Raw genomic sequence first — 23,469 nt, forward strand, 5'->3', positions numbered from 1 at the left:
GAGGTCGGCTATGGAAGACGTACAGGGTTTGAACTGGGGCCTCGTGGGCGCCAGTACGATTGCTCGCGAGTACGTGATCGACGCTATTCGAAGCCAGTCAGGATCGGATGTCGCGGCCATGGTCAGCAGTGATCGCGAGAGAGGCGAGCGATTCGCCGCGCAATGTGACATACCAAGAGTCGCAACCTCACTGGAGGAATTGCTCGAAGACGATCTCGTCGATGCTGTCTACATCAGCACCACCAATCAGCATCACGCGAGTCAGGCACTTGCAGCAATTCGTGCAGGAAAGCACGTGTTGTGTGAAAAACCTCTGGCAATGTCGCTCGATGATGCGCGATCGATGGTGGAAGCGGCCGAAGTCGGAAATGTAGTGTTGGGCACGAATCACCACCTTCGTGGTGCGGCGACCATCCAGAAGATCCGAAACCTCGTTGTCGAAGGGGCAGTAGGAACGCCTCTGTACGCGGAAGTTGCTCATGTTTGTCAGCTTCCGCCGGACCTTCGTGGATGGAGGTTGGAGGACTCGGCCGCCGGCGGAGGTGTCGCGTTCGATCTGGTTGGGCACGACGCGGATACTCTGCGATACATACTTGATTCAGAAGTTGTCGAGGTCAGCGCCATGGCTGACAGTCACTATCCGATAGAACAGGGCATGGTCGCAGTGCTGAAGTTCGACAGCGGCGTCCTTGCCCACATAATCGACACGTTCAATGTTCCCTACGGGGGCACCGGCGTGACGATTCACGGGACTCGGGGAACCATCCGAGCCAACGATGTTCTGACGCAGCAACCTGTGGGAACGGTGACACTGGTAGACGATCGTGGCGAGCGCGCGATGGATGTGCAACATCACGGCCTTTACGAGTACGCGCTGCAACGATTCACGTCAGCTGCCCGCGGACACGGAACGCCTCTGGCCACTGGCGGGGATGGAGTGGCTTCGCTCGCAGTGACCCTCGCTGCCAGGGCTTCCGTGGCGTCAGGTTCGTCAGAGACTGTCGAGTATTCAGGCGGTCTCTGAAGTTGTCCTCGGGGCGCCGAGCGTGCCTCACACACTTTCGATGGCCTTTGCCTGGTTGTGTATTGCCGCTATGGTCGCCGTAATCGGCATCGGTTGGTTCCGCCCACGCACGAAATCGATGAGACGCACACCCTCCACCGAACCGAACTACGCCCACTAGGTCGGTTCTGTGGAGGGTGTGCGGATCGTTCAGGCCCGGGTACGAACGGCGATAGCGTCGATTTCGATGACCGCGCCTTCGGCCGCCAAGGCGCTCACCTCCACCAAAGTGCTGGCTGGCCTGCATGTCCCGAAGAGCTGCTTGCGCACTTCGTTGACAGGTGCACGTTGGCCGATGTCCGTGACATACGTGGTGAGTTGCACAGTGTCGGCGAGGGTTGCGCGAGCTTCGTGGAGAATGTGCTCCAGGATCTCGAAGATGCGCTGGGTCTGGCCTCGGACATCACCGGGCGCTGTGATCACACCCTTGTCGTCGAACGCAAGAAGGCCTGATACGTAGATGGTGTCCTGTGCGACGACTGCGTGGCTGAAGTGTCCGCGGGGTGCCGCGACTGACGGACTGTTGATCTGCCGTCGTTCGTGCTCTTCCATGATTGGATGCTTTCCGTAGATGACGGTGTGAGGACAGGGTGTTGGTCGAGGTCAGGGCATTGTTGCCATGACGGTCTGGCCGCCATCGACTGTGATCGTCGAGCCGGTCAAATACGCAGGTGCGGATGTCGCGAGATAGGTTACGACCGAGGCTATTTCGTCAGGTCTGCCGGCGCGTGCGAGCGGATTGAGACGTGCCATGGATTCTTCGGTGGCTTTGTCGAGACGCACGGATGCTGCGTCGGTTCGGACCCATCCAGGTGCAACGTTGTTGACGCCGATTCCCAAGCCGGACAGGTCGACTGCAAACGAACGAGCGAATGCACCGAGTCCGGCTTTGGCCGCGCAATAGTGCGCTACGTTGGGTTCGGATTGGACCTCGTCGATCGATGTGATCATGATGATTCGACTGCCGGGGCTCATGTGCCGGGCCGCGGCGACCGAGCACAACGCGGCACCACGCATCGCGACATTGACAATGCTGTCCCACGCCGCAGCGGTCATCTCCGCGGTGGCCACCGGACTGCATGTCCCTGCTGCATTCACCAGGACGTCGACGCGTCCATATCGTTCGACCACTGTTTCCACTAAATCGTCAGGGCCTTCGGCGGTACCGAGGTCGGCCGGAATCGCCACAACGTGTGCCGCGGGCAACTCCTGCTCGATACGAGTGATCGCATCCTGCAGCACCGCCTCGCGCCGTCCTGCGATGACGACGGTGAAGTGTTCTGCGGCCAAGGCTCGGGCACATGCGTAACCGATGCCGGTTCCTCCGCCGGTCACAAGCGCAATCTTTTGCTCATTCATTTCGGTGTATGTCGTCCTAGTCTGTTCACGCCGACATCGATGAGAGCAAAGATGTCGAGCTCGTATTTAGTAGCCGAATGCTTGGAAGCTCTGGTGTATCGACGTACTGGGTAGCCATCGGCGCCCAGAAACTGCTCATCTGCCAGTTGCTGACAGAGATGCTCGCTCTGGATGCCACAGCTCACCGTCGGTCAGGAGGGTGGACTTTCCGTCGAGGACCCAGTCGGCGCCCACCTCACCCATGGCTGTCGACAACTGAATTCCACTGCCGCCGCCGCCGACCACGTGCACCAGAGATGGATCGCTCGAGGTGCTTCCGACGATCGGGTATCCGTCCGGCGTCATCGGATAGAGGCCGGCCCAGCCGTGCCCCAGCCCGCATTCGTCGAGACTGGGACACCGGTCCATGATCAGCTCTGCGATCGCCTCGATGAATGCCTCGTCGGCTCGTGGGTTGCACTCCGTGGGGTCGGTACGCGGATACACCGACCGTTCGTTGTGCAAGCACGCAAACAACTGGTGGGTGCCTTCGTGCCGGAGTGACAGCCCGTCCTCGGTCGAACCCGGTACGTATTCGACGACACACGGCAGTCGCCAATCCGGGGTACTGCCGAGCTCGATGGTGACCGCTTGGTGCCGTTCAGGTTTGACCTCGACGGTCGAGCCGAGTAGTTCGGCGACGGAGTCCGCCCACGGCCCGGCTGCATTGACGACGACGTCGGCTTCCATACCGGGTTTTCCTTCGAAGCTCAGCTGCCAGCATCCAGCGGAGTTCTTCTCGGCCCCGACCAGCCGGTGCTGCTGGGCAATTCTGCCGCCCAAGGAGGTTGTCAAGCGAGCGAGGAGAGAGGCGTAGAGGTATCCGTCGAGATAGCCGTCGCTCGGGCGCCACAGTCCGGCAACCAGATTGCTGGTGTCGACAGGCGGGGCGACCTCGGCGATTTCCTGCGCGGTCAGAACACGGGCATCGTCGACGCCGAAATCGCGCTGGACCTCTACGCTGCGCTCGAAGAGTTCCACGTGTTCGTTCTTGGTCGTCGGGCGCAAGAACCCGTTACGCACGAAGTGCAGTTCGTGGTCGGCGACCAACCGATCGATCATCTCGCGACCGAGTACCCGGGCATGTACGTCGACTGGATCGAAGAACTGCGTTTCGACCATCCCGACCGAGAGCGCCGAGCTACCGGCGGCAACGTGCTCGCGGTCGGTGATCACGACATTCTTCGCCCCTCGCTTCATCAAGCTGTACCCGACGCTCAGGCCGACAACTCCTGCGCCGATGACGACGATTCGACGGTCGTCGGCTGTCATCGGACGAGCCTCGATCCGCCGTCGACCGACACGACATGTCCTGTCACGTAGCGCGCCCCGTCCGAGAGCAGGAAGAGCAGCACGCCCAGCACCTCCGGAGGAGAGCCGATGCGGCCCAGTGGAATGCCGGACATGACGGATTCGAGAGCCTTCTCGTCTGCACGAAGATCTCGGAGCATGTCGGTGTCGATGTCGCCCGGTCCGATGCCGTTGACTCGAATACCGTAGGGACCGAACTCGACCGCAAGGCAGCGAGTCAGGTGTTCCACGCCCGCCTTCGCCGCGCAGTAGTCGGCGTGTTTCAGACGGGCACGGTTGGCGGCTACCGAACCCATATTGATGATGACTCCACCGCCGTGCTCACGCATGATGTGAGCTGCTGCCTGGGCGCCGAACAAGGCTCCATGCACGTTCACTCCGAGAGTGCGTGCAAGTTGATCATCGGTGATGTCCTCCGCAGCGGCGGTGGGGAAGATCCCCGCATTGTTGATCCAGTAGTCGAGACGGCCGAACGTGTCGAACGCCGATTGCGCGACCCGACGCGCAGCAGCCTGATCCGTGACATCGAGCCGATCGGCGACGATACGACCCGACGATCCGTCCTCGCTTGCGTAGGTTTCGCTGATCAACGCCACCCGATCGCGAAGCGTCTCCTCGGCGACGTCGACGGCAAGCACATTGACTCCGCGTGCGACCAAGCCCTCGGCGTACTGCGCACCGAGGCCTTGTGCTGCGCCGGTGACCACGGCCGTCTTACCAGCCAGCTCGGGGTACTGGGCTGCGATAGCGTTCCAATCGGAATTTCCGAAGCCGCGTTGCGGGGTGGTGTTCGTAGGCACGATGTACTCCTTCGTTACGAGGTCGAAACCTCTACCGTCTGTGGCCGCACGGGCGACCGACCAATCGCGAGTGCGGTAGGCGGCTGCTGAGTTCTAATTGTGACGGTTCGCGTGCCTCCGGTGGAAATGCCGATAACGCAGGGGCTATGCCATCTGTGCATGATCGATCTGGTGACTACCTGTTCAGACGATGCAGCCTCGGCGACACCGCGAGTGCGGTGTGTCGATCGAATTTCGACGGGCAGTACGTTGGACTTCATTCGTTGCAGGCAAGAAGTAGCTGTCCGGTCTGCGGCGTTCAACCGATCCGGGGCGCTTGCGCCGTTGCTGGGAGGCCCTGTGTCGAATATCTACGGGAGTGGCATGTGGCAGTCAGCATCAGTGGCAAGCATCCTCGAACTCGAGATTTTTCAGAGGTCGGGAGCCTATCTAGCTGCCGGCGAAGGCGGGCTCGACCGCTTGGTTCGGTGGGTCCACTCGGGTGAAAGCAGCGACATCGCCAGTTTTCTCAGCGGAGGAGAGTTGCTCCTCACCTCGGGGCAGGGGATCGGTTCGACGCCCACGGAGCAGCGACGGTTCATTGCGGCACTGGCTGACGTCGGCGTCTCGGCCTTGGCGATCGAGCTAGCCGGGCGCGTGTTCACCGAAATGCCTCACGCTGTCGTGGAGGAGGCAAACAAGCTGGATCTCCCGATCATCGGTCTGCCGATCAAGATTGCTTTCGTCGAGGCATCAGCTCAGGTTCTGCAACAGCTGACCGACATCGCAACCAAACAACATGCTCGGTCGGACGAGATCAATCGGTTCCTCATCGAACGGCTTCTGACCGGTGCCGATTCGGTAGCACTGGTGCACGACTTCGCAGGACTGCTCGACCGGCCGGTAGTCCTCGAATCGATCGCTCACGAAATACAGGCCTACTACGGCGGAGACGATGGGGGTGCGCACGGCGACATCATCGCGGACTGGCAAACGCACAGCCGTGCGATCGACATTCATTCGCGCGACGCTGCACCCGAGTCTGCTTGCCGCAGGGTACCCATCGTTCTACAAGGTACGGAATGGGGTTGGCTGCACCTGCCATCACTCGGGCAAGCAGACAACCGTATGGACCACATCGCCCTGGACCATGCCGCGTCGGCGATTGCCATCAGTCTGTTGAATTCCCGAGTCACACGTGTCCGGTCTGCCCATCACCAAAGTGTCCTGGTCAATCGGCTCATGGTCGGAGATCTGTCGGGAACTGGATTTGTGCAGCGTGCGCTGCAGATAGGACAGGACCTGCGCGGTAAGGCGCTGGTCGTGGCGGTCATTGGATCGAAGACACGGTCATCGGCAAAGGTCCAGCCCGAGATCGTCACGTTGCTTCGGGACGAGAATTTCCCTGCCGTGATAGCCGATGTGGGCCAGTCACTCCTTGCTGTTATCGCGCTGAAGGAGGGTACAGAGCTCCACGACATCGCAGAACTTCTGAGAGATCAAGACCGATGTATCGGCTTCAGCAAAGTAGCTGAAGCCAGTGATCTACCTGCAGCGGTAGATCAGGCACGTACTGCTGCATCGACCCGCCAACCAGTTCAGTTCTTCGACGATCTCGGCCTGCTCCGGTTGCTGGTGTCGCTGGCGAGCGGCCCCGAGCTCGACCAGTACGTCGAAGAAGAACTGGGACCTTTGCTCGACGCGGAAGCATCCAACGAGAAGGGCTTGCTGGAGACTCTCACCGTTTATCTCGACTGCGACGGAAACAAGAGCGACGCTGCTACGAAGCTATTCGTACACCGACGGTCGCTGTACTACCGGTTGGAGAAGATCGAGAAAATTCTGGGCAGGTCCCTCGAGGACCACGAGACAAGGCTCCGACTCAACGTTGCAGTTCGATCGCTTGCAATCGTCCGTGCGCCGCAGATGAACCGCTATCACGACTTCTAGTCGCGCGGACTCTTGTCGTACTGGCCAGGTTGGGCAGTGCCGTTGCCATCTGTGCCACACATGGATCCTTCTCGAGCCGCCGCAGGACACATAGCCTGGAGGAAGCAGCACTTACGAGGAAACTCCTGCCGGTGCAGACGGGAAGCGGACATGCAGACGCCACTGCACGCAGCGGGATCGCCCCTTTGCATTGCTTCGGGCGACATCGAGATTCGCCACCTGAGCATGTTTCACGCGGTTGCACAGTCCGGGAGCTTCACGCGCGCAGCCCAACGACTCCACATCACACAGCCTGCCTTGAGCCGATGTATCGCTCAGTTGGAGCGGCGCTTGGGTGTTCGGCTTCTGGATCGAACCACTCACGGTGTCCAACTGACACCGAGTGGGATCGAATTCCTGCCGTACTGCCGCAATGCTCTGCTCTCGTTCAGCGAGGCTGTAACCTCCGTCCGTGGCGATGCGACGCTGCGCGTTGGATTCACCTGGTCAGCGGCACTCGAACTGACGCCACTGATCATCCGCGAATTCGAGCGACTACATCCTGGCGTCGAGGTCGAACCCCGCAAATGCGACGATTCTTACGCGGGGCTGATCGACGGACGAACACACATTGCCTTCCTGCGGGGCGGTCGGGGTCACCCTGCGCTTGAATCGACCATCCTGTTCGAGGAACGACGGGTGGCCGCTCTCCACCCCACACATCCTCTCGCGGATCGGCATTCGCTGTCCCTGGACGACATCAAGAGCGATCCTCTAGTCGTCAATACTGTGTCAGGGGTGACCACCCCCGATCTATGGCCCGACAGTGAGGGGTCCCGTGCCACAGTGCGAACGCACAACCTGGAGGAGTGGCTGGAAGCGATCGCGCTCGGACGCGGAATCGGGGTGACTGCTGAGTCGACCAGCCGGCTGTATGTCCACCCGGGTATCAAATACATCCGACTGATAGATGCTCAAACCATTCCTGTCGTTGTGGCATGGCCGTCTGCACGACCTCATCCCCTGGCTAAGTCGTTCGTGCAGACATCCATTCGTTTGGCCGAATCGCGGCAGGCCGACCGCCACTTCTAACCGGCGCACGCGGATCGTCGCGCGGCCATACATTCCCGAACTTCTCATTGTTGATTCGTCGAATTTCGAAGGTGGTGTCGGTACACATATTCGGCGATCAGGCGGTGCCCGGCAGTGGTGAAATGTACAGATCCGGCAAATAGATAGTCGTGGTGGGCAGTGGCTGACACTTGATCGTCGACGCTACAAAAGTTCTCACCTCTTGTCCGGCAGGCATCGGCCCCGCGCCCGAATTCGAGTCCGTAACTCTCCGGCTGGTTTGCCCATACGTCGACCGCAGACGCTAGATGCACAAGTTCAACGTAACTTCCGAGATTCTGAACCGAATGTCGCAAAGTAGAATTGAATGATGAGCTCAAGGTGGATATGTACCGGCGAGACGCGCTGGAATCGAACCACGGAGCGAGGGCAAGATCGTATACTTCGAACAGTAGTATTCTGCGGGCGCCTGCCTCCCGCATGCGCTCGACCAATTGGACGGCATGCTGGGCTGCTTCACTCAACCGGTCCAATTCGTCTTGTAGGAGAGCGCTATTCGGTTCCACGTCAGCTCTCAAGGACTCGGCCAGGGCTGGATCGATTGCACGGTCGTATCGATAGGTTACGTCGTTCGCTCCAGCAAAGAGCGCCATGGTTTGATCCTCAGAGAAAGCGCCGTGCGTTTGCAGGAAAGCGTCGATTTGCTTCGCAGTGGACCAGGGAAAGACCGAGTCCGAGGCCGCTTCGAGTGAGTAAGGTTGACTTATCCGCGCACCGCCCTGCGCATAATTGTATCCACCGCGAACAGTGAACAATGTCGACGATCCGTCGGCGGCGTTGTCCAAGTGAGCCGACAGATACGGTGTGACTTCGCATCCCAAACGGCGAGCCACCATCTCGGCCCACGTAACGCCCGGTTGAGTGGTAAAGCGGAGACCGAACGATCCGGAGTCGCTCAAGCTGTCGCCGAAGACTACTAGCTGGATGGACATGGCTCTCCTTCACCCATGAGCGTTCCAAGCGCACAGCGCCTCTCGCATCAGGGGAATGCTGTCACACCACGGTCGGAGTCGTTGGTTCGGCACGGCAAATCCGGCCTCTGCCGTCAGGAATTCGCACTAGTCTTAGTTGCCATGGGGAAAGTTCTCGACTACACGGCGCCTGGCCCACTGACTCGCGTCGACGGCGTCGACGTACGTGCGCTCGAACCGTTGGGTGCCGATCCAGTTGCCATCTGCGAAGTTGTCTCCGAACTGGTCATTCAGCCCACCGATGCCCAGTCTTTGAAACTGCCTGAAGATCGGTTTGTCGAAAACCAAATCCGATCGACCGATGCGCTACTTGGACTACTGCTCGCTATGGATCCGTCGCCGCTGACAAGTGGCAGGCAACCAGCCGACCGCGTTGTCGGAACCTGCCGGCACTTCGCTGTCATCAGTTGCGCGCTGCTGCGCTACCGAGGTTTCGCAGCACGGGTCCGCTGCGGCTTCGCTACCTATTTTCAACCAGGGCAGGGAGTCGACCACTGGATCACCGAGTATTGGGACGACGACAGCGCGCGGTGGATCCGAATCGACTCCGAGGTTCTCGGAAAAGATGTCATACCCCATGCGCATGATCTGATGCCCGGCGACTTCCTGAGCGGCGGCGAAGCTTGGACTGCCTATCGTCGTGGTGAGATCGACGGGACCCAGTTCGGCGTCTACGGGACCCAAAATTGGGGACCTGCCGAGATCCGAGGAAATGCAGTCAAAGATCTCGCTGCAGTCAATAGCGTAGAGATGTTGCCGTGGGACGAATGGGGTCGTATGACCGAGGCGTACGACGGAAAGACTGGCCCGGACTACGACTTGCTCCTGGACGAGCTCGCCATCGTGTGTGCGACAAACGACATCGCCGCCATCCGAGACCTGTACTTCCATGATTCTCTGAGAGTGCCGGAGGAAATGATTCGCTGACACGGGCGGCCCTGCCCAAGTGTGGTCAGGAAGGGAACTCGATCCCCAGTAAGCGTCGTAGTTCGTCGAGTGTTTCCAGGTTGGAAACAGTGTCAGCCATTGTACGACTGGGGCTTTCGAGCTGTCCGCCAGCGATGCGACGGGCGGCCTCCGCAGCTTCGTATGCAAGTCCGGCTGGGTAACCGCTGATGTCGTCGACGAAACGAGCCGATCTGCCGTCGCGCAGGGACACGGTGAAGTCGCCCGGTCGGTAGAACACGCCCTCCGTGCGGAGCATGCCTGCCGTGCCACAGATTGCGCCGAGGTTCGGTGTGTCGGCCAGGATGGTGGTGTTGAGAACGGCGTGAGCGCCTGTCGGCGAGGTCAGGATTGCCGAGATCTGTCCGTTCAGCTCGGAGTTTGCCTGCTGTCCCACCGCAGTGAGATCGACCGGCTGACCCAGCGCCTTCTGGGCGAAGTATACGACGTAGGTCCCCAAGTCGAGTAGCGGCCCGCCGGCGAGTGTGGGGTCGTAGATGCGGTGATCGGCGTCGAAGTACTCGCCGTGGTCGGCCATGACGGTACCGATCTCACCGAGCATTCCGTGCGACAAGATCTGGTCGATCACGTCGAACTTCGGCAGGAAGGCAGACCACATGGCCTCCATTGCGAATAGACCCTTGAATCGGGCGAGCTCGGCGATACCGCGGGCCTGGTGGGCGTTGAGGGCGAGTGGCTTCTCCACCACGACGTGTTTGCCTGCTTCGAGTGCCAGAGCGGCGTGCTCGAAGTGGAGAGTGTGCGGGGTGGCGATGTACACGACATCGACATCGGTACGTGCAACGAGCTCGTCGTACCTGCTGTGGACGAACGGGATCTCCCAGTCGGCCGCGAATGCCGCGGCGCGTTCTGTGTTTCTCGAAGCGACAGCCGCAATCTTCTGAGAAGTGTGGTGACGCAGCGCCTCTGCGAACCGAGCGGCGATCCAGCCCGGACCGAGGATGCCCCACCGCAGTGCGGGTGCGTCGACGGGCGAAGCGACGCGCGAGGGCTGAAGCAGCAACTCTGTGGTCGAAGTCATGGTCTCATGCGCTCGGTTGCACGCTCAACACCGGGACCGGCGAGGTCATCAACAGGCGCTGAGTGACGCTGCCCAGCAGGGCTTTCCCTACCCGGCTGCGTCGCTTCAGGCCGATAACCAGGCGCGTCACGTCGGGGTGCGCATCGATCTCGTCGAGTACGGCGGTTGCCGGGTCCCGATCGGCGCGGCCTGCCCTGTCGATGACGCGTATCGAGACCTTGCTGTCGTGCTCGCTGACGTCGAGTGCTCCGAGCGTCAGGTTCACTGCGATGAGGTCGGTCTTCGCACCGACGGCCTCATCGACTGCCATGCGCAGGGCGTGGCGTCCTTCTTCGCTGTCGGATACTGCTACCAAAATGGCCATGTCGAATTCCTTCCGATGCACCTACCGTTCACGAGTATTCGCGACGGAACCTGGCTTCGAGTCCTTCCAGAGTTTCTCCGCGGGTCTCGGGTACCTGCGTCACGATGAATACGAGCGCAAACAGGCCGAGCCCGACAAAGATGAAGAATGTCGGTGCTATGCCCAATGCCGCCACCACAGGCGGAAAAGCCAGTGCAACTGCAGCATTGGCGATCCAGAGCATGAAGACGCAGACGCCGATGGCGAAGCTGCGGATCTTGAGTGGGAAGATCTCGGCGAGCATGAGCCAGACCAAAGGGCCGATCGTGCCCTGCATGCAGAAGACGAACAGGACGACGAAGACGAGGATGAAGTACGCCTTGGCATCGCCGTCGGGCAGCAGTAGCGCGGACAGTCCGACCAGAAGGTGGAAGAAGGTCGTCAACGAAAAGCCTGCGATGAGCATCGTCCGCCGGTTGACCTTGTTCATGATGAGGAGGCCGACAGTAATTCCGAGAACGCTGAAGAGTCCGTTGAGGGTGTTGGCGATGATGGCCGCGCTGTCGGAGAAGCCGGCGTCGCTCAACAGCTGTGTGCCGTAGTACATCACCGAGTTTATGCCAGTGAACTGCTGGAAGACGCCGAGGCCGACGCCGATGAAGATCAGCCGCCGAATCCAACGTACGGACAGGTCTGCTGGGCCGCCCGTCTGCGACAGTCGCTCTTCCTCGGCGAGTGCGTGTACCTCGGCCATCTCGGCCTTGGCTCGCTCGGGCGAGCGAACCTGGTTGAGCACGGCGAGCGCTTCGTCGTCTCGGTTCTGCAGCACGAGCCACCGCGGGCTCTCGGGCATGCGGAGCATGCCGATGAACAAAGCAATTGCCGGGAGTACGGCGACGAGCAGCATGTAGCGCCATACCGAGTCGTGGTCACCCCACACGTTGAAGATGATGGCGTTGATGACGAAAGCAGCGAACTGGCCGCCGACGATCATCACCTCGTTCCGGGTAACCAGTGATCCGCGGCGCTCGTACGGAGCGACCTCGGACAGGTAGACGGGCACGGTCGCGGATGCACCGCCCACCGCCAACCCGAGAACGAAGCGGAAGACCGCGAGTACCTCCCACGATGGCGCCAGCACACATCCCATCGTGCCCAGGGCGAAAATGCCGGACAGCAGCAGAATGTTGTGGCGTCGACCGTACTTGTCGGACAGTCGGCCGCCGACCAGCGCGCCGATCGCAGCGCCGAAAATCAGAATGCTGACCACGAAGCCCTCGGTGAAGGACGTCAGCGCGAGGTCTTCTTTGAGGGGTTCGAGCGCGCCGTTGATCACGCCGGTGTCGTAGCCGAACAGCAGCCCGCCGAACGTCGCGACGACGGCGATGACGCCCAGCCTGCGAGAGTGTCTTCCCGGAGCGTCCGGGGGCAGAGTACTTCGTGACGTGGGCGATGTTGAAGACATGTGGTCCTCCGAGACCGGTGGCTGGCGATGTGTGGAGCGGACTACATCAAACGTTGTGTATATGTCTTAACATACTTACAACGAAATGAGTAGTAGGTCACAGCAGGTTGGCGTCGTCGCCAGTGCCGCCAGGCGGGCTACTCGAAACCCGTAAGGCCTTCGTTGCTTCGGTCGACGCCGAGTGTGGCGATCAGATCTTCGTGGAGTTGGAACCAGACTCGGTGGCACGAGTCCACGCTCGATTTGTCGACCCAGTCCTGCTGGCCGGCTTTCGCTTTGACCAGAGCCGCATCGAACCGGGACGTGTAGCCGTCGAATCTCGACAGCACCTCTGTGAGACGTTCGATCAGGGGAGCAAGTTCGCGGCCGAGTGCAGCGAGTTCATCGAGAACGCGTTCATCCCATACGAGGTCGGTGTGGTCATTGGGGGAGAATTGGTCGGCATCGGTGGCTTTGATCTGCCAGTCGGTGACGGCGCGGAGCAGTCGAGCATTGAGAGGAAGGAAATTGCGGTAAACGGCCGGCACCACGTCGTGGGGGTCGGCAACTACGCGTTCTGCCGCGAGCTGTCGCTCGTTCTCCACCTTGCCGGATTCGGTAAGTGACCAGCCGTCGAGGTCGGCGAACGCGTCGTGCTGCACCCAGCCTGCGTGCTCCGACTCGGTCAGCACCCGAAGCGCCTCTGCGTGACTCGTTCCCGCCAGCTTCGCGACCTCGCCACTGTCGGCGAAGCCGACGAGTCGCACGGCGTGCAGCACGAGCATGTCCGGCTCGGACTGATGCGTCATGCTCGTCCATCCTGCCTGGCGCTGAGCCGATTCACGTACTGCTGGCAGGCCTGGGGAGAGCGGAATCCCATGGCCTCGGCGATCTGTGCCCACGTCAGCCCCTCGCTACGAGCGACGAAGAGCAGTGCGACCTCCACGTTCTCGACCTCGGCGCGAGCCGAAGGGAGCAAAGACAGTGCCCCCAGAAGCTCATCCTGGGTCAGCTCGGAAGCGCGCCAAAGCGCGTACTGCGTCAGATCGACTGCCGAAGGCGTGGCCCCAGCCTCGGGCTGCCACGGCCGCGGTGCGATCTGGTCGGCGCCCTTGTCGAGAAGCCGGACCTGCGCGTCGCGCTCACGTCGAGCGTGCGGGTGGTCGGCGCCGTTGGCACGGTCGACGTCGTGCTTGCGTTCCATGCCACTCATCCTGTTACGATCAACATAATGTTGTCAATGTTTTGTTGATAGGTGTGCGATGTTGACGAAGCTCTCCGAAGCGACTTGGCCGACCTCGGGTGGCAAAGCGTCAGTGCTCGGTGTGTTGCTGCGCGAAGGCATGCCAGTGCCCGACGGGTTCGTCGTGTCAGACGGCGATCAGTCGGTGAGCTCTGTGGCCGCGCACTCCTTTCGTGACGTCGTTGCTCTCGAGCTCCAAGAATTGGGTAATCCAATTGTGGCCGTGCGCTCCTCGGCGGCCGGCGAGGACAGTGCGGATGCTTCGGCAGCGGGTCAGTACGAGAGCATCATCGGCGTTCACAGCGTCGATGACGTATGCCAGGCCATCGCGACATGTCGGAAATCGGCCCTCGCAGCACGAGTGGGTGACTACTGGAGACGAACCGGTGGCCCGTCGCGCCACGCGCTCGGCCCGTCGCCCCACACGCCTGGCATGGCGGTGCTCGTGCAACCGGTGATCGAGGCGGATGCGTCGGGAGTCATGTTCACGCCGCAGCGTGGGGGACCGACTCGGATCGAAGCATCCTGGGGCTTGGGTCTGGCCGTCGTGGGCGGAACGGTTACGCCGGACACCTACGAGGTCACCTCGAACGGAACTATCCGCTGTGTAGTGGGAAGCAAACAGACCCGGATCGACCTGGATCACGAGCGCGGCGGTGTCGCCACGAGCCTGGTCGCGCCTGACAAGCGCACCGCACGTGCCCTGGACGACGCCACGATCACAGCCTTGGTCGACCTGGGAGGTCGTATTGCCACGATGCTCGACGGGCCCCAAGATATCGAGTGGTCCGTCGAAGACGGCGGTGTATGGATTCTGCAGGCACGCCCGATCACAGCAGCGCTTCCCGCCAGCAGAGTTCACGGTTCCGCCGACCATGCGGAGGATTTGAACGGCACTCCAGGTTCGCACGGACAGGTCACGGCGGTAGCGCGGATTGTGCGCAGCCCCTCGGACTTCTCCTCCGTCCACCGAGGCGACATCGTGGTCTGCCCCTACACCGACCCGGCCTGGACGCCCCTGTTCACCATTGCGGCCGGGGTTGTCACCGAGACCGGCGGCGCACTCTCGCACGCGGCGATCGTCGCCCGTGAGTACGGCATCCCCGCCGTGCTCGGCGTCGACAGCGCCACTACTCGGATCGAAGACGGCGCACGGATCACGTTGAACGGCACAGCCGGAACGATCACCGTCCTTTGACCCGAACCTTGACCCCGAGAGAAAGGAGAGCAGGGGCATCGCCATGATGCCCCTGACGCACTCATGGCTACGAGGTATCTCTACATCGCACGCCACGGCGACGCCGACGCGTTCGGCAACCTCACCGACATCGGACGTGAGCAGGCCCGTTCGCTCGGCAAGCGCTTGGCGCATCTGCCCATCGACGCCGTATGGCATTCGCCGCTTTCGCGGGCAGCCGACAGCGCCCGAGAGCTGAACATCTTCCTCAGCGGCAGCGCCCCTGTCGGCGACGCGGCCGAGCTGATCGATCACGTGCCCTACGTACCGTCAGTGGAGGAGACTCCGCCGTCGTGGGTGCCGTTCTTCGACGGCTACGACGCCAAGGAAGCAGCAGCAGGGCACGAGATCGCGAACAGTCTCACTGCGAGATTCGCTGTACCGCCGGATGGTGACGACAATGTTCACGAAGTTCTCATCACCCACGCATACCCGATCGCGTGGCTCATCCGTCACGCACTGGGCAGCCCGGCGGTGCGATGGCTCGGACTCGACAGCGCGAACGCGGCGCTGACCGTGATCGAGAACCGACCCGAGCTGCCGCCGAGCGTCGTCATGTTCAACGACATGAGCCACCTCCGCCCAGATCTGCGATGGACGGGATTCCCCAAGGCGCTGCGCGCCTGAACGTGCCTACAGCACACAGGGATTGAACAGGAGGGGGGACTAGTCGTAGATGACGTCGGCTCCCGTTCGCCGCAGCTCTTCCAGGCCTGCCCGGAACTCGCGGAGATACTCGGGGGAGTGCCCGACCCAATCATGGATCTCCCCAGCGACTTTCACTGGGTGAGGGCTTCGAAACGACTGAGTCGGGTTGCCGGGAAACTTCTTGTCGGTGACATTTGGGTCGTCTTCGACGTCGCCGTCAGGTTCGACGACGTACACGCGAGGACGTCCCGTCCCGGTTGCCATCTCGGCTGCAAGAACCGCGTTGTCCAACACTTTCGTCATGTAGACGTTGTTCGAGATGAGCTCGGAACGGTAGTTGGAGCGATACCCCGGGGTGAGGAAGTCCCCAACCCGCAAGTCGGCTTTGGTGCCGTGGAAATACGCACCCGACTCATGCACCTGGAACTGCGGGGGTGTGTCTGCCATGTCTGCCATCGAAAACCCCTTCATGAAAGTGATGTGCCGAGCGATTGTGCACGCTTCAGGGGGCCTTGCCGCAAGACCCCATCACACAGTTACAGTGAAGTGGGATTGAAACGGCGCGTGTGCGGTCTGATTCGTCCGCATCCGGGGGTTAGGCTGCGGACATGGTGCGATCAGCATGGTGGGTATTGGCCGTTGCCGCGGTGGCCCTCACCGCGTGGAACGCGACGTCGTTGACCATGTTCGACATGTCGATGTCATGCTCGAAAATCGGCGAGGGCAGCTCCTACCAGTGCAGTGACCGAGCCATCGACGTACTGGGAGTGTGGCCACTTGTCGGCGTAGGTCTAACGCTCGCGTCGCCACCGGTGGTGGCGGCGATCGCACTGCGCAAGTGGGTTTCCTGGTTGGCCGTCGCCGTTCTCGTGAGCTTGTTTGTCGCCGGTGTACTGCGTATCACCGCCGACTCGTACACGAGTCTCTTTATCTTCGCTCTTCCTATGGCCGTCCTCGGATCGATCATCGCGGCCTTTCAGCGAACTGTTCCACGACCCACAGTTGGTCCGGCCGCGCTAGCCTGAGGACCGTTCGCCAGAGCGCTCGCCCATCAGGAACGCCGACGGATCGGCCAAGGTAGCCCCACTGCGATCAACGCAACGGCGAGCACGCACAGAAGAAGTACCCCGAAATTGTCGAGTGCAATAACCGGATCGTTCCGCGAGTAGCGGACTTGCTCGTTGTAGTAACTCTGTCCGGTTTGGAACACGGCCAGCATCGCCAGAACAATCGCTGCCGGCCTGTTCCTCCATCGAGTGGACATCAACGCGACGGCCATGACCAGTTCGATCGCGGCCATTACCGCGTACGCAATCCACAAGGACGTATCGAATGTGGACAGGCCCGTGAAAGACACCCAGGCGATGGCGCAGAGCACGACGACAGCGATCGCCTTCAAGATGTGCGGCGCATGTCAAGCCCGTGACGTGCCAATACAATTGCACTCATCACATGATCCTCTCACGGACGCATGGTACGAACTGCCCTGACGTTCACTACCGGCCAACTGGTAGTGAACGAGTAGCGCAACCGGTAACGCACATGTCATGAAACCTTCAATGCATCCGGGCCCGAGCTGCGTCAAAGTTCTTCTTGTCACCTTGTTCCGCCGGGGATCCGGCACAACAGAAGAAAGAAGAACATCATGAGTGCAACTCCCCGTCCCGACCTGCAGCTCTCGCACGCGGTGGTCACAGCTGATGTCACCGCACCGTACGAGCACGTCGATATCGAGCAGTGGCTCAAAACCCTTCCCACGCACGAGTACCAGCGCTGTGCCCCCGGTGATCACAAGGCAGCCGGCTACACCGTCGACGACGACGGCACCCCGATGTCGATCAACGTCGAGATGATCGGCACCGGCCTGGTCATCCAGCAGTACCGTTTCGAGGTCGCAAGCAAGCACTACTGCAAGATGGTGTCGATCTCCGACGTCTTCTCTGCCGCGGGATGGACAACGACACAGGTGATTTGGGAGCTGGGCATCGAACAGCTCGACGGTGACAATCTGCGCTACATCAACACCGTCACCTCCCACCCCACCGAGGAATTCCTCGAATTCATCACCGCCAGTGGCCAGAGCTTCGAAGACGCAGCGGCAGCACGCCAGAAGGCCTCGGGGCAGCATTGCGAACTCGAAACCCCGCACTACGCTCAGAGCATCGCCAACTACGCCAAGGCTCGCGCCGCCGAAGCGTCCGTCAACGCCTGACGCCGAGGGCACGAACGCCCGTCGCCGACACAGCTAGTTCCGGGCACCACCGATGGGACAGCGGGCCGCCTGCTCGCACGGAAGAGTCAGTGCATCCCTCGGTTCGGTGCCCGGCTGATCAGCACCACCGACTTCAGCATCGACTACGTTCGAAACGAGGCATGACATGGCGCTCTCCCAGAAAGATCTGATCGGCGCGTGGACCTTCGAAAGTGCCGTCGAAGTGTTCGACGACGGTGAACGTCGACCCGAGTTCGGACCGCATGCTGCCGGTTACCTCTCGTACAGCCCGAATGGGATCGTCTTGGCTGTCCTGGGAAACATGGAGCGACCACGGAGCGGCGCAACCGATCCGCAGCGAGCATCCGACGCGCAACTCGTCCACATGGCCCAGGGGTTTATCGCGTACGCCGGTCCATTCACTGTGGACTCGGACAGCGGCACCGTTACGCACCACATCGAGGTCGCACTGTTCACCGATTGGCAGGGCGCGCCGCAAGAGCGCTCGGTCCGAATCGAGGGTGACCGGTTGAGCATCATCGGTTCACCGCGAACCGCGCCGGACGAACGCCGCTTCCATGTCGAACTGGAGTGGCAGCGTTGTTCGCGGAAACAGTGAAGCCGTCTCCGGCAATCTGAGAATCCGAAAAGCGTCCGCGAACCAAAGCCTGCCGGAAGGTGCGGACTCGACTCACACCCCGATCGTTCCCGGCATCACAGTGCATCCAAGACATGGCAAGGGTCTGACCTGTCATAGGGCATCCCGGATGGCTGCTTGTCGGATTCGGGGACGCGTGATGGTGCGCGGCGATTCGCGGGGCCACGGAAGGCCGGGCGTACGGTTGACGCGTGAACATCTCCCGAGCGAGGAGGGCGTGACCGTGGTGGCGTAATTCCGGTCAGCAAACCGCTGGCAAACGGTCCGAAATTTTCGAAATCGTCGAAACCGGGTGCTCATGGCGGGTTCGAGGTGGATCGAGGTCGGCCTCGGTGTCGCTGAGTGGACCTTTCGCATGGCGATGAGGTGAATATCTCCCCACACTGTTTGCTATTCGACGGCGCTCGTCGTCCTTTGTGTTCGCAGGAGGAGTTGAAATCTATGGTGCCACGTACGCAGAACAGTGCATCCACGACTGAGGGGCAGACCGAGCTCGCGCAGGGGAGCCTGAATGTCGCGCACATCGTGTTCATGGTGATGGCCACGGTTGCGCCCGCCGGAGGCGCGGTCGCGATTCTGCCCCTTGCGATCGGATTGGGGGTAGGTGTCGGTACACCAGGAATGTACGTTTTCGTGCTGGTGATCATGCTCCTGTTCGCCGTCGGCTTCACGCGGATGGTTCCCTATGTGCAGAACGCCGGAGCCTTCTTCGCCTACATCGTGCGAGGTCTGGGACGGCCTGTCGGCTTGGCCGGTGCCTACATTGCTACAAGTGCCTATATCGCACTGGCATGCGCCACCAGTGGCGCGATGGGTTTCTTCGCGGCCGGTAGTGCCAACAAGATTTTCGGTATCGATCTTCCGTGGTGGGTGTACACCCTGGTGGGTCTTGTCATCGTGTTCCTGCTCGGCTATCGCAAGATCACGCTTGCCGCAGGCGTACTCGGAGTTGCCCTCGTCGTCGAGCTGGTGGTCATTCTGGTGCTCGACGTCGCGATTATCGCGCAAAACGGATTCGGCAGCCTTCCATTGGAATCGTTCAGCCCCAGTCAGGTTTTCGTTCCCGGAGCCATCGGCGTCGCGATGATCTTCGCCTTCTCGTGCTACCAGGGTTTCGAAGGAACAGCGATCTACGCGGAGGAGGCACGCGATCCGAAACGCACCGTTCCTCGTGCGACGTACATTTCGATGGGGTGCATTGGCTTCTTCTTCGTCCTGACGTCCTGGGCCTTCCTGGCCAGTTCGAGTGGCGCCACCGCCGCGGCCGCCGCGAGCCCGGGCACATTCGTCTACGACCTCAGTGACGAGTTCGTCGGTTCCGCGTGGACGACAACACTCGAGGCGTTGATCGTGACGAGTTGCTTCGCCGGAGTGCTTGCCTTCCACAACGCAGCGTCACGGTACCTGTTCGCACTGGGCCGGGATGGTTTCTTGCCGCGGCCCATGCGCACCCTGCATCCGCGCCATCAGTCGCCGGTGGTTGCCGGTTCGACGAGTTATGTGATCGAGACGGTGGTCGTCATAGCCTTCGCAGTCGCCGGGCTCAACCCTTTGACGACTCTCACGTCCGCGCTGACCGGTTTCGGAGCGGTCGGTCTGATGGTCCTGATCACCACGACATCTCTGGCAGTGTTGGTGTTCTTCGCTCGGCAACGTCAATTCGGTTGGGGTAAAACGGTTGCGCCGGCCCTGGCGCTGATCGGTTTCGGAGCAATCACGTATTTCGCGCTCTCCAATTTTCCGGCCATCACCGGGACCGATTCGGTGATCATCAATGGTCTGCCGTTGCTGCATCTCGCGACGATAGTGGTGGCAATCGGGGTTGCGCTGTATGCACGCAAGAACCGGCAGGAAACCTACGCGAATATGGGACGAACCCTTGTCGACTGAATCCGTGCTCGACGACACCGCACCACGCGTGCGCTTCGGCTACGTCGATACCCCGCTCGGACAACTGCACTACGCAGAAGCGGGAGTCGAGGGTATCCCGCTGATCTGCCTGCACCAGACCCCGCGCTCGTGCGACGAATTCGCTGAGTTGATGCCCCTCGTCGGGCCGTTCCGTCGCATCATCGCCATGGACATGTACGGGTTCGGCCAATCAGCCAAGCCCGTCGGGCCGCAGACGATCGAGCAGTACGCGTCAGGCGTGCTGCACCTGGCCGACGCGTTGGGTCTCGAACACTTCTCGGTGATGGGTCACCACACCGGGGCCGTGGTCGCGGTAGAGGTTGCCAGTGCCGCACCGGGTCGGGTGAAGTCGGTGATCCTGTCGTCTCCGTCGTACACCGGGTCCGAATATCGTGCCGGCCACGCTGACGGCCCAGGGGTTGATGTCGCGGAAATCGACCTGCACGGTGGCCACCTCACGACGTGGTGGGGACAGCGCGAACCGTACTATCCGCCGAATCGTCCGGACCTACTCGATCGTTTCGTACGCGATGCGCTTGCGCCAGGAGTGGATCCGGCTGAGGGGCATATCGCCTGTTCGCGGTACGTCATGGAAGATCGCATCGGTCAGGTGACGGCTCCGGTTCTGATCCTCGGTGGAGACGCAGACCCGTTCTCCTTCCCCGATGTCGATGTCGTGCGAGACAGCCTCGTGCGTGCAGCGACGGTCGACATCGTGGTCGTCGAGGGAGGCACCATTCCCATGTTGGAGCAACTCCCGACACCTGTTGCCGCCGCTGTAATCGGCTTTCTCGATACGCACACGCCCGAGGGTCGCTGACCGTAAACAAAAGAAGCTGCGAACGTTGGTGTGCGGAGAGCACATCAGCGTTCGCAGCTTCTTTACGTCGGTGGGCGAGCACGTGCCCGCCCACCGCACTCCGAGGAATCGGTTCAGGTCACCCCTGGGGAATCTCCGCATCCCACTCTTGCACGATGAAGTGCGCGGTTCGGCTTGCGTAGGCTTCGATCGACACCATGGGGTTCACGCCAGGCGCAGTGGGTAGTGCGCTCGCGTCCACGACGTATACCCCAGAACAATCGTGGAGGCGACCACGGCCGTTCACCACCGACGTCGCGGGGTCGGAACCGGTCGAGCAGGAGCCGCTCTGGTGTGCTGACAACGTCAGGATGTCTGCGGCTTCCAGGCTGCCGAGCGTATCGAGAAATGCATCGAAGTCATCGCCCTGACGCCAGCGAGGGTCGGACGGTAGAAATGTGAAGATCTCCTTTGCCCCTGAAGCCCGGAGAATGCGGGCGAGTTCCTGATGCGAACGACGGACGACTGCCAAGTCGACTGGATCGTCCAGACCCCACGTGACGACAGGCATTCCGTCTGCATCGCACTCCACGCGTCCAGAACCGTGATCTCGAACGAAGCCCCAGACTCCGGAGACGTGCTCGAGGCGCAACTGCTCTCTCTTGTGTTGCTCACCGGAGTGCCATGGTGTGAGACCTGTCCAGAAGCCGAGACCCATGGGAGCGGCTTCCACGACGAATCCGTGTTTGCCTTCCACGTGCTCGAAGTCATGACTGACACTGGTGAGAATCTGTCCGGCCCAACCCTTCACGACCTCGTCGTACACTCCGCTCACGAAGTACGAGGGGTGAACGTGCAGGTTGCGACCAACGCTCGGTCCGCCCAGCCCGGAACGGAGCAGCAGGACGGGTGAGGCGAGTGCGCCCGCGGCGACGACGACGATCGGTGCCTCGACGACTACGTCGCGGTCTCCGTCGGCAGTACTCACAACCGCACGGACGCCGACGGCGCGACCGTCGGCGTGAACGATTTCGCGTACGTCGCAGTTGGGCAGCAACTCGGCACCCGAGTCGCTGGCATCCTGAAGGAAGGTTTTCATCGTGGATTGTTTGCATCCCACGAGGCAACCGGCATTGCACTCGCCGCAGAAGCGGTCGTCATCATCTTTGGCGTTGCGTGCAAGGGTGTTTCGGTTGAGACCGGCAGCGTCGAGGCCACGATTGAGAATACGGTTGACGCTGTTGTGAACGGTATTCGAGGGAACAGCGTTTATCCGCTGCATCACCGTTTCGATGTGGGGGCCGAACTCGTTCGAGGACGCGCCCTCCATGCCTTCCTCGGCCCATTCCGCCAGTACGTACTCGGGTGTCTCGAGACATGCCATGGAGTTGACCGTGGTTCCGCCTCCGACAGTCGAGCCGGCCAACAGGCCGACGCTGGCATCGGTGGACCAGACGAAGCCACCGCCGAGATACAGATTCGGAAACGACAACGCCTCCAATTGCGGCAGATCGGGCTCGTTCCGGTAAGCCCCCTTCTCCAGGACGAGTACCTTCATGCCCGCGGCCGCAAGACGTGCCGCAGCAACGCCGCCGCCCGCACCGGAACCTACGACCACCGCGTCGACCTGCATTGTGGTCGACCCGTGTTCGGATAGCTCGGCCAGTTTCAAAGTCTTCGGAAACTGCACTGCAGTCGGCGGTTCGAGCAGCGGACCGGGGAAGCCGAGTGCCGGCCACGTCAGGTTCTGCGACGCCTCGTCCGGCGCGGTGTAGAACATTGCCAACACCGTGCTCTGCAGTATCAGAGCGCCAGGACGAGTCGACGGGTCGGCAAGCACCGTCAGCCATTGCTCGGCGCGGCGGTCCGGGGGGTTGTCCGCGAACGATTCCGACAGACCGTCCAATGCCCGTGCTACGAGGATCTTCACGTGGGGGGCCCAGAGGGGAAGGACGGAGTCGAGAATCTGGTCGACGGCAAGATCGGAGGCACTCGTGCTCCAAAACACTTGTTCGTCGATCGAAGCCGAATCGGGCGGCGAGATTCGCGGAACCAAGGTGTCGCAGAGTGCGGCCAAGATACGGCGGTTCCAGGATGGTTGTGCGGAATCGACAGGCACCAGAACTCCTTTGGGTAAGAATGCGCCAGTGTTCACCTCAGTTGTCGATCGCAGGTCTCCGCGGTCTCGGTGAGCGAACCACTCGGTGCAGTCCGAGGTAGGCACAATCGGTATGCGTATCGGTGAACGAACTCGTGCAGGGTGATCGGACAAATTCCCGCGTTACTGCGTGCGGCGAAGGCCCGTGCGGAGCTCGCGAAAGAGATGCCCGAATGTTTCGAGGACCGCTGAGCAAAACATAGAGCTGCGCGCTCGACCGCGCGCTGGTTGTGTGTGAAGCACACGC

General features: G+C 61.4%; 24 protein-coding genes. 11 read left to right on the forward strand and 13 right to left on the reverse strand.

What is annotated here, in order from left to right:
- The first annotated feature begins 10 nt into the window (after positions 1 to 10).
- On the forward strand, positions 11 to 1,024 hold the full coding sequence (locus D8W71_RS11675; RefSeq protein WP_121113655.1) for a Gfo/Idh/MocA family protein: 1,014 nt from the start codon (positions 11 to 13) through the stop codon (positions 1,022 to 1,024).
- Positions 1,025 to 1,213: 189 nt separating this feature from the next.
- On the opposite strand, the gene D8W71_RS11680 is transcribed toward D8W71_RS11675, so the two are convergent.
- The 4 genes from D8W71_RS11680 to D8W71_RS11695 all read right to left on the reverse strand — a co-directional run bounded on the left by D8W71_RS11680 (position 1,214) and on the right by D8W71_RS11695 (position 4,572).
- A complete protein-coding gene (locus tag D8W71_RS11680; protein WP_121113657.1) occupies positions 1,214 to 1,615 on the reverse strand; it encodes a RidA family protein in 402 nt (133 codons plus the stop codon).
- A 51-nt stretch (positions 1,616 to 1,666) separates the two neighbouring features.
- Positions 1,667 to 2,422 (reverse strand): SDR family NAD(P)-dependent oxidoreductase, encoded by a 756-nt coding sequence (locus D8W71_RS11685; RefSeq protein ID WP_121113659.1) that lies wholly within the window; start codon positions 2,420 to 2,422, stop codon positions 1,667 to 1,669.
- Positions 2,423 to 2,557: 135 nt separating this feature from the next.
- Positions 2,558 to 3,733: an NAD(P)/FAD-dependent oxidoreductase gene (locus D8W71_RS11690; RefSeq protein WP_121113661.1), complete on the reverse strand. Its 1,176-nt coding sequence runs from the start codon at positions 3,731 to 3,733 to the stop codon at positions 2,558 to 2,560.
- The gene (locus tag D8W71_RS11695) at positions 3,730 to 4,572 is read right to left on the reverse strand and encodes an SDR family NAD(P)-dependent oxidoreductase (RefSeq protein ID WP_236077845.1); all 843 of its coding nucleotides are present in this window, start codon (positions 4,570 to 4,572) and stop codon (positions 3,730 to 3,732) included. The genes D8W71_RS11690 and D8W71_RS11695 overlap by 4 nt, the downstream gene beginning before the upstream one ends.
- Before the next feature lie 381 nt (positions 4,573 to 4,953).
- Between D8W71_RS11695 and D8W71_RS11700 the strand changes: the two genes are divergently transcribed.
- Together D8W71_RS11700 and D8W71_RS11705 are read left to right on the forward strand one after the other, a co-directional pair.
- Positions 4,954 to 6,501, forward strand: coding sequence for a PucR family transcriptional regulator (locus tag D8W71_RS11700; RefSeq protein WP_161965452.1), 1,548 nt, complete (start codon positions 4,954 to 4,956; stop codon positions 6,499 to 6,501).
- Between the two features lie 150 nt (positions 6,502 to 6,651).
- A complete protein-coding gene (locus D8W71_RS11705; protein WP_161965453.1) occupies positions 6,652 to 7,572 on the forward strand; it encodes a LysR family transcriptional regulator in 921 nt (306 codons plus the stop codon).
- 44 nt (positions 7,573 to 7,616) lie between these two features.
- On the opposite strand, the gene D8W71_RS11710 is transcribed toward D8W71_RS11705, so the two are convergent.
- On the reverse strand, positions 7,617 to 8,543 hold the full coding sequence (locus tag D8W71_RS11710; protein ID WP_121113667.1) for an SGNH/GDSL hydrolase family protein: 927 nt from the start codon (positions 8,541 to 8,543) through the stop codon (positions 7,617 to 7,619).
- Between the two features lie 141 nt (positions 8,544 to 8,684).
- Here D8W71_RS11710 and D8W71_RS11715 point away from each other — a divergent pair, with 141 nt between their 5' ends.
- A complete protein-coding gene (locus tag D8W71_RS11715) occupies positions 8,685 to 9,509 on the forward strand; it encodes a transglutaminase-like domain-containing protein (RefSeq protein ID WP_121113669.1) in 825 nt (274 codons plus the stop codon).
- A gap of 25 nt (positions 9,510 to 9,534) precedes the next feature.
- On the opposite strand, the gene D8W71_RS11720 is transcribed toward D8W71_RS11715, so the two are convergent.
- The 5 genes from D8W71_RS11720 to D8W71_RS11740 form a co-directional block, all read right to left on the reverse strand.
- Positions 9,535 to 10,569, reverse strand: a complete 1,035-nt coding sequence (locus D8W71_RS11720) for a Gfo/Idh/MocA family protein (protein WP_121113671.1) — start codon at positions 10,567 to 10,569, stop codon at positions 9,535 to 9,537.
- Positions 10,570 to 10,573: 4 nt separating this feature from the next.
- A complete protein-coding gene (locus D8W71_RS11725) occupies positions 10,574 to 10,933 on the reverse strand; it encodes a universal stress protein (protein ID WP_121119017.1) in 360 nt (119 codons plus the stop codon).
- A 28-nt stretch (positions 10,934 to 10,961) separates the two neighbouring features.
- Positions 10,962 to 12,377: a sugar porter family MFS transporter gene (locus D8W71_RS11730; protein ID WP_121113673.1), complete on the reverse strand. Its 1,416-nt coding sequence runs from the start codon at positions 12,375 to 12,377 to the stop codon at positions 10,962 to 10,964.
- A 137-nt stretch (positions 12,378 to 12,514) separates the two neighbouring features.
- A complete protein-coding gene (locus D8W71_RS11735) occupies positions 12,515 to 13,165 on the reverse strand; it encodes a transcriptional regulator (RefSeq protein ID WP_121113675.1) in 651 nt (216 codons plus the stop codon).
- Positions 13,162 to 13,560 carry a DNA-binding protein gene (locus D8W71_RS11740; protein WP_121113677.1) on the reverse strand — a complete coding sequence of 133 codons (399 nt, stop codon included), beginning with the start codon at positions 13,558 to 13,560 and terminating at the stop codon, positions 13,162 to 13,164. The genes D8W71_RS11735 and D8W71_RS11740 overlap by 4 nt, the downstream gene beginning before the upstream one ends.
- 58 nt (positions 13,561 to 13,618) lie before the next feature.
- Here D8W71_RS11740 and D8W71_RS11745 point away from each other — a divergent pair, with 58 nt between their 5' ends.
- Both D8W71_RS11745 and D8W71_RS11750 read left to right on the forward strand, forming a co-directional pair.
- Positions 13,619 to 14,797: a PEP/pyruvate-binding domain-containing protein gene (locus tag D8W71_RS11745; RefSeq protein ID WP_121113679.1), complete on the forward strand. Its 1,179-nt coding sequence runs from the start codon at positions 13,619 to 13,621 to the stop codon at positions 14,795 to 14,797.
- Positions 14,798 to 14,860: 63 nt separating this feature from the next.
- Positions 14,861 to 15,463, forward strand: coding sequence for a histidine phosphatase family protein (locus D8W71_RS11750; protein WP_121113681.1), 603 nt, complete (start codon positions 14,861 to 14,863; stop codon positions 15,461 to 15,463).
- Positions 15,464 to 15,502: 39 nt separating this feature from the next.
- On the opposite strand, the gene arr is transcribed toward D8W71_RS11750, so the two are convergent.
- Positions 15,503 to 15,931 carry an NAD(+)--rifampin ADP-ribosyltransferase gene (gene arr / locus D8W71_RS11755; protein ID WP_121113683.1) on the reverse strand — a complete coding sequence of 143 codons (429 nt, stop codon included), beginning with the start codon at positions 15,929 to 15,931 and terminating at the stop codon, positions 15,503 to 15,505.
- Between the two features lie 161 nt (positions 15,932 to 16,092).
- On the opposite strand from arr, the gene D8W71_RS11760 reads away from it, so the two are divergent.
- Entirely contained in the window at positions 16,093 to 16,509 is a 417-nt protein-coding gene (locus D8W71_RS11760) for an ABC transporter permease (RefSeq protein WP_236077846.1), read from the forward strand.
- A 26-nt stretch (positions 16,510 to 16,535) separates the two neighbouring features.
- Here D8W71_RS11760 and D8W71_RS11765 read toward each other — a convergent pair whose 3' ends face one another.
- Complete coding sequence (locus tag D8W71_RS11765) at positions 16,536 to 16,883, reverse strand: hypothetical protein (protein ID WP_121113685.1); 348 nt, start codon at positions 16,881 to 16,883, stop codon at positions 16,536 to 16,538.
- A 246-nt stretch (positions 16,884 to 17,129) separates the two neighbouring features.
- On the opposite strand from D8W71_RS11765, the gene D8W71_RS11770 reads away from it, so the two are divergent.
- The 4 genes from D8W71_RS11770 (at position 17,130) to D8W71_RS11785 (ending at position 21,085) form a co-directional block, all read left to right on the forward strand.
- The gene (locus D8W71_RS11770; protein WP_121113687.1) at positions 17,130 to 17,696 is read left to right on the forward strand and encodes a hypothetical protein; all 567 of its coding nucleotides are present in this window, start codon (positions 17,130 to 17,132) and stop codon (positions 17,694 to 17,696) included.
- Between the two features lie 166 nt (positions 17,697 to 17,862).
- Positions 17,863 to 18,315 carry a lipocalin-like domain-containing protein gene (locus tag D8W71_RS11775; protein WP_121113689.1) on the forward strand — a complete coding sequence of 151 codons (453 nt, stop codon included), beginning with the start codon at positions 17,863 to 17,865 and terminating at the stop codon, positions 18,313 to 18,315.
- Positions 18,316 to 18,795: 480 nt separating this feature from the next.
- Positions 18,796 to 20,244, forward strand: coding sequence for an APC family permease (locus D8W71_RS11780; protein WP_121113691.1), 1,449 nt, complete (start codon positions 18,796 to 18,798; stop codon positions 20,242 to 20,244).
- Positions 20,245 to 20,248: 4 nt separating this feature from the next.
- Positions 20,249 to 21,085, forward strand: a complete 837-nt coding sequence (locus D8W71_RS11785) for an alpha/beta fold hydrolase (protein WP_236077847.1) — start codon at positions 20,249 to 20,251, stop codon at positions 21,083 to 21,085.
- Between the two features lie 118 nt (positions 21,086 to 21,203).
- Here the strand turns inward: D8W71_RS11785 and D8W71_RS11790 are convergent, their stop codons facing one another.
- Positions 21,204 to 23,183: a GMC family oxidoreductase N-terminal domain-containing protein gene (locus D8W71_RS11790; protein WP_153275370.1), complete on the reverse strand. Its 1,980-nt coding sequence runs from the start codon at positions 23,181 to 23,183 to the stop codon at positions 21,204 to 21,206.
- Between the last annotated feature and the right edge of the window lie 286 nt (positions 23,184 to 23,469).

The organism is Rhodococcus sp. P1Y (assembly GCF_003641205.1).
Classification (GTDB): domain Bacteria; phylum Actinomycetota; class Actinomycetes; order Mycobacteriales; family Mycobacteriaceae; genus Rhodococcoides.

What these genes read in the sequence shown, in the direction of transcription:
- D8W71_RS11675 (WP_121113655.1), top strand. Translation starts at nt 11, where the DNA reads ATGGAAGACGTACAGGGTTTGAACTGGGGCCTCGTGGGCGCCAGTACG.
- D8W71_RS11680 (WP_121113657.1), bottom strand. Translation starts at nt 1,615, where the DNA reads ATGGAAGAGCACGAACGACGGCAGATCAACAGTCCGTCAGTCGCGGCA.
- D8W71_RS11685 (WP_121113659.1), bottom strand. Translation starts at nt 2,422, where the DNA reads ATGAATGAGCAAAAGATTGCGCTTGTGACCGGCGGAGGAACCGGCATC.
- D8W71_RS11690 (WP_121113661.1), bottom strand. Translation starts at nt 3,733, where the DNA reads ATGACAGCCGACGACCGTCGAATCGTCGTCATCGGCGCAGGAGTTGTC.
- D8W71_RS11705 (WP_161965453.1), top strand. Translation starts at nt 6,652, where the DNA reads ATGCAGACGCCACTGCACGCAGCGGGATCGCCCCTTTGCATTGCTTCG.
- D8W71_RS11710 (WP_121113667.1), bottom strand. Translation starts at nt 8,543, where the DNA reads ATGTCCATCCAGCTAGTAGTCTTCGGCGACAGCTTGAGCGACTCCGGA.
- D8W71_RS11715 (WP_121113669.1), top strand. Translation starts at nt 8,685, where the DNA reads ATGGGGAAAGTTCTCGACTACACGGCGCCTGGCCCACTGACTCGCGTC.
- D8W71_RS11720 (WP_121113671.1), bottom strand. Translation starts at nt 10,569, where the DNA reads ATGACTTCGACCACAGAGTTGCTGCTTCAGCCCTCGCGCGTCGCTTCG.
- D8W71_RS11725 (WP_121119017.1), bottom strand. Translation starts at nt 10,933, where the DNA reads ATGGCCATTTTGGTAGCAGTATCCGACAGCGAAGAAGGACGCCACGCC.
- D8W71_RS11730 (WP_121113673.1), bottom strand. Translation starts at nt 12,377, where the DNA reads ATGTCTTCAACATCGCCCACGTCACGAAGTACTCTGCCCCCGGACGCT.
- D8W71_RS11735 (WP_121113675.1), bottom strand. Translation starts at nt 13,165, where the DNA reads ATGACGCATCAGTCCGAGCCGGACATGCTCGTGCTGCACGCCGTGCGA.
- D8W71_RS11740 (WP_121113677.1), bottom strand. Translation starts at nt 13,560, where the DNA reads ATGGAACGCAAGCACGACGTCGACCGTGCCAACGGCGCCGACCACCCG.
- D8W71_RS11745 (WP_121113679.1), top strand. Translation starts at nt 13,619, where the DNA reads ATGTTGACGAAGCTCTCCGAAGCGACTTGGCCGACCTCGGGTGGCAAA.
- D8W71_RS11750 (WP_121113681.1), top strand. Translation starts at nt 14,861, where the DNA reads ATGGCTACGAGGTATCTCTACATCGCACGCCACGGCGACGCCGACGCG.
- arr (WP_121113683.1), bottom strand. Translation starts at nt 15,931, where the DNA reads ATGGCAGACACACCCCCGCAGTTCCAGGTGCATGAGTCGGGTGCGTAT.
- D8W71_RS11760 (WP_236077846.1), top strand. Translation starts at nt 16,093, where the DNA reads ATGGTGCGATCAGCATGGTGGGTATTGGCCGTTGCCGCGGTGGCCCTC.
- D8W71_RS11770 (WP_121113687.1), top strand. Translation starts at nt 17,130, where the DNA reads ATGAGTGCAACTCCCCGTCCCGACCTGCAGCTCTCGCACGCGGTGGTC.
- D8W71_RS11775 (WP_121113689.1), top strand. Translation starts at nt 17,863, where the DNA reads ATGGCGCTCTCCCAGAAAGATCTGATCGGCGCGTGGACCTTCGAAAGT.
- D8W71_RS11780 (WP_121113691.1), top strand. Translation starts at nt 18,796, where the DNA reads ATGGTGCCACGTACGCAGAACAGTGCATCCACGACTGAGGGGCAGACC.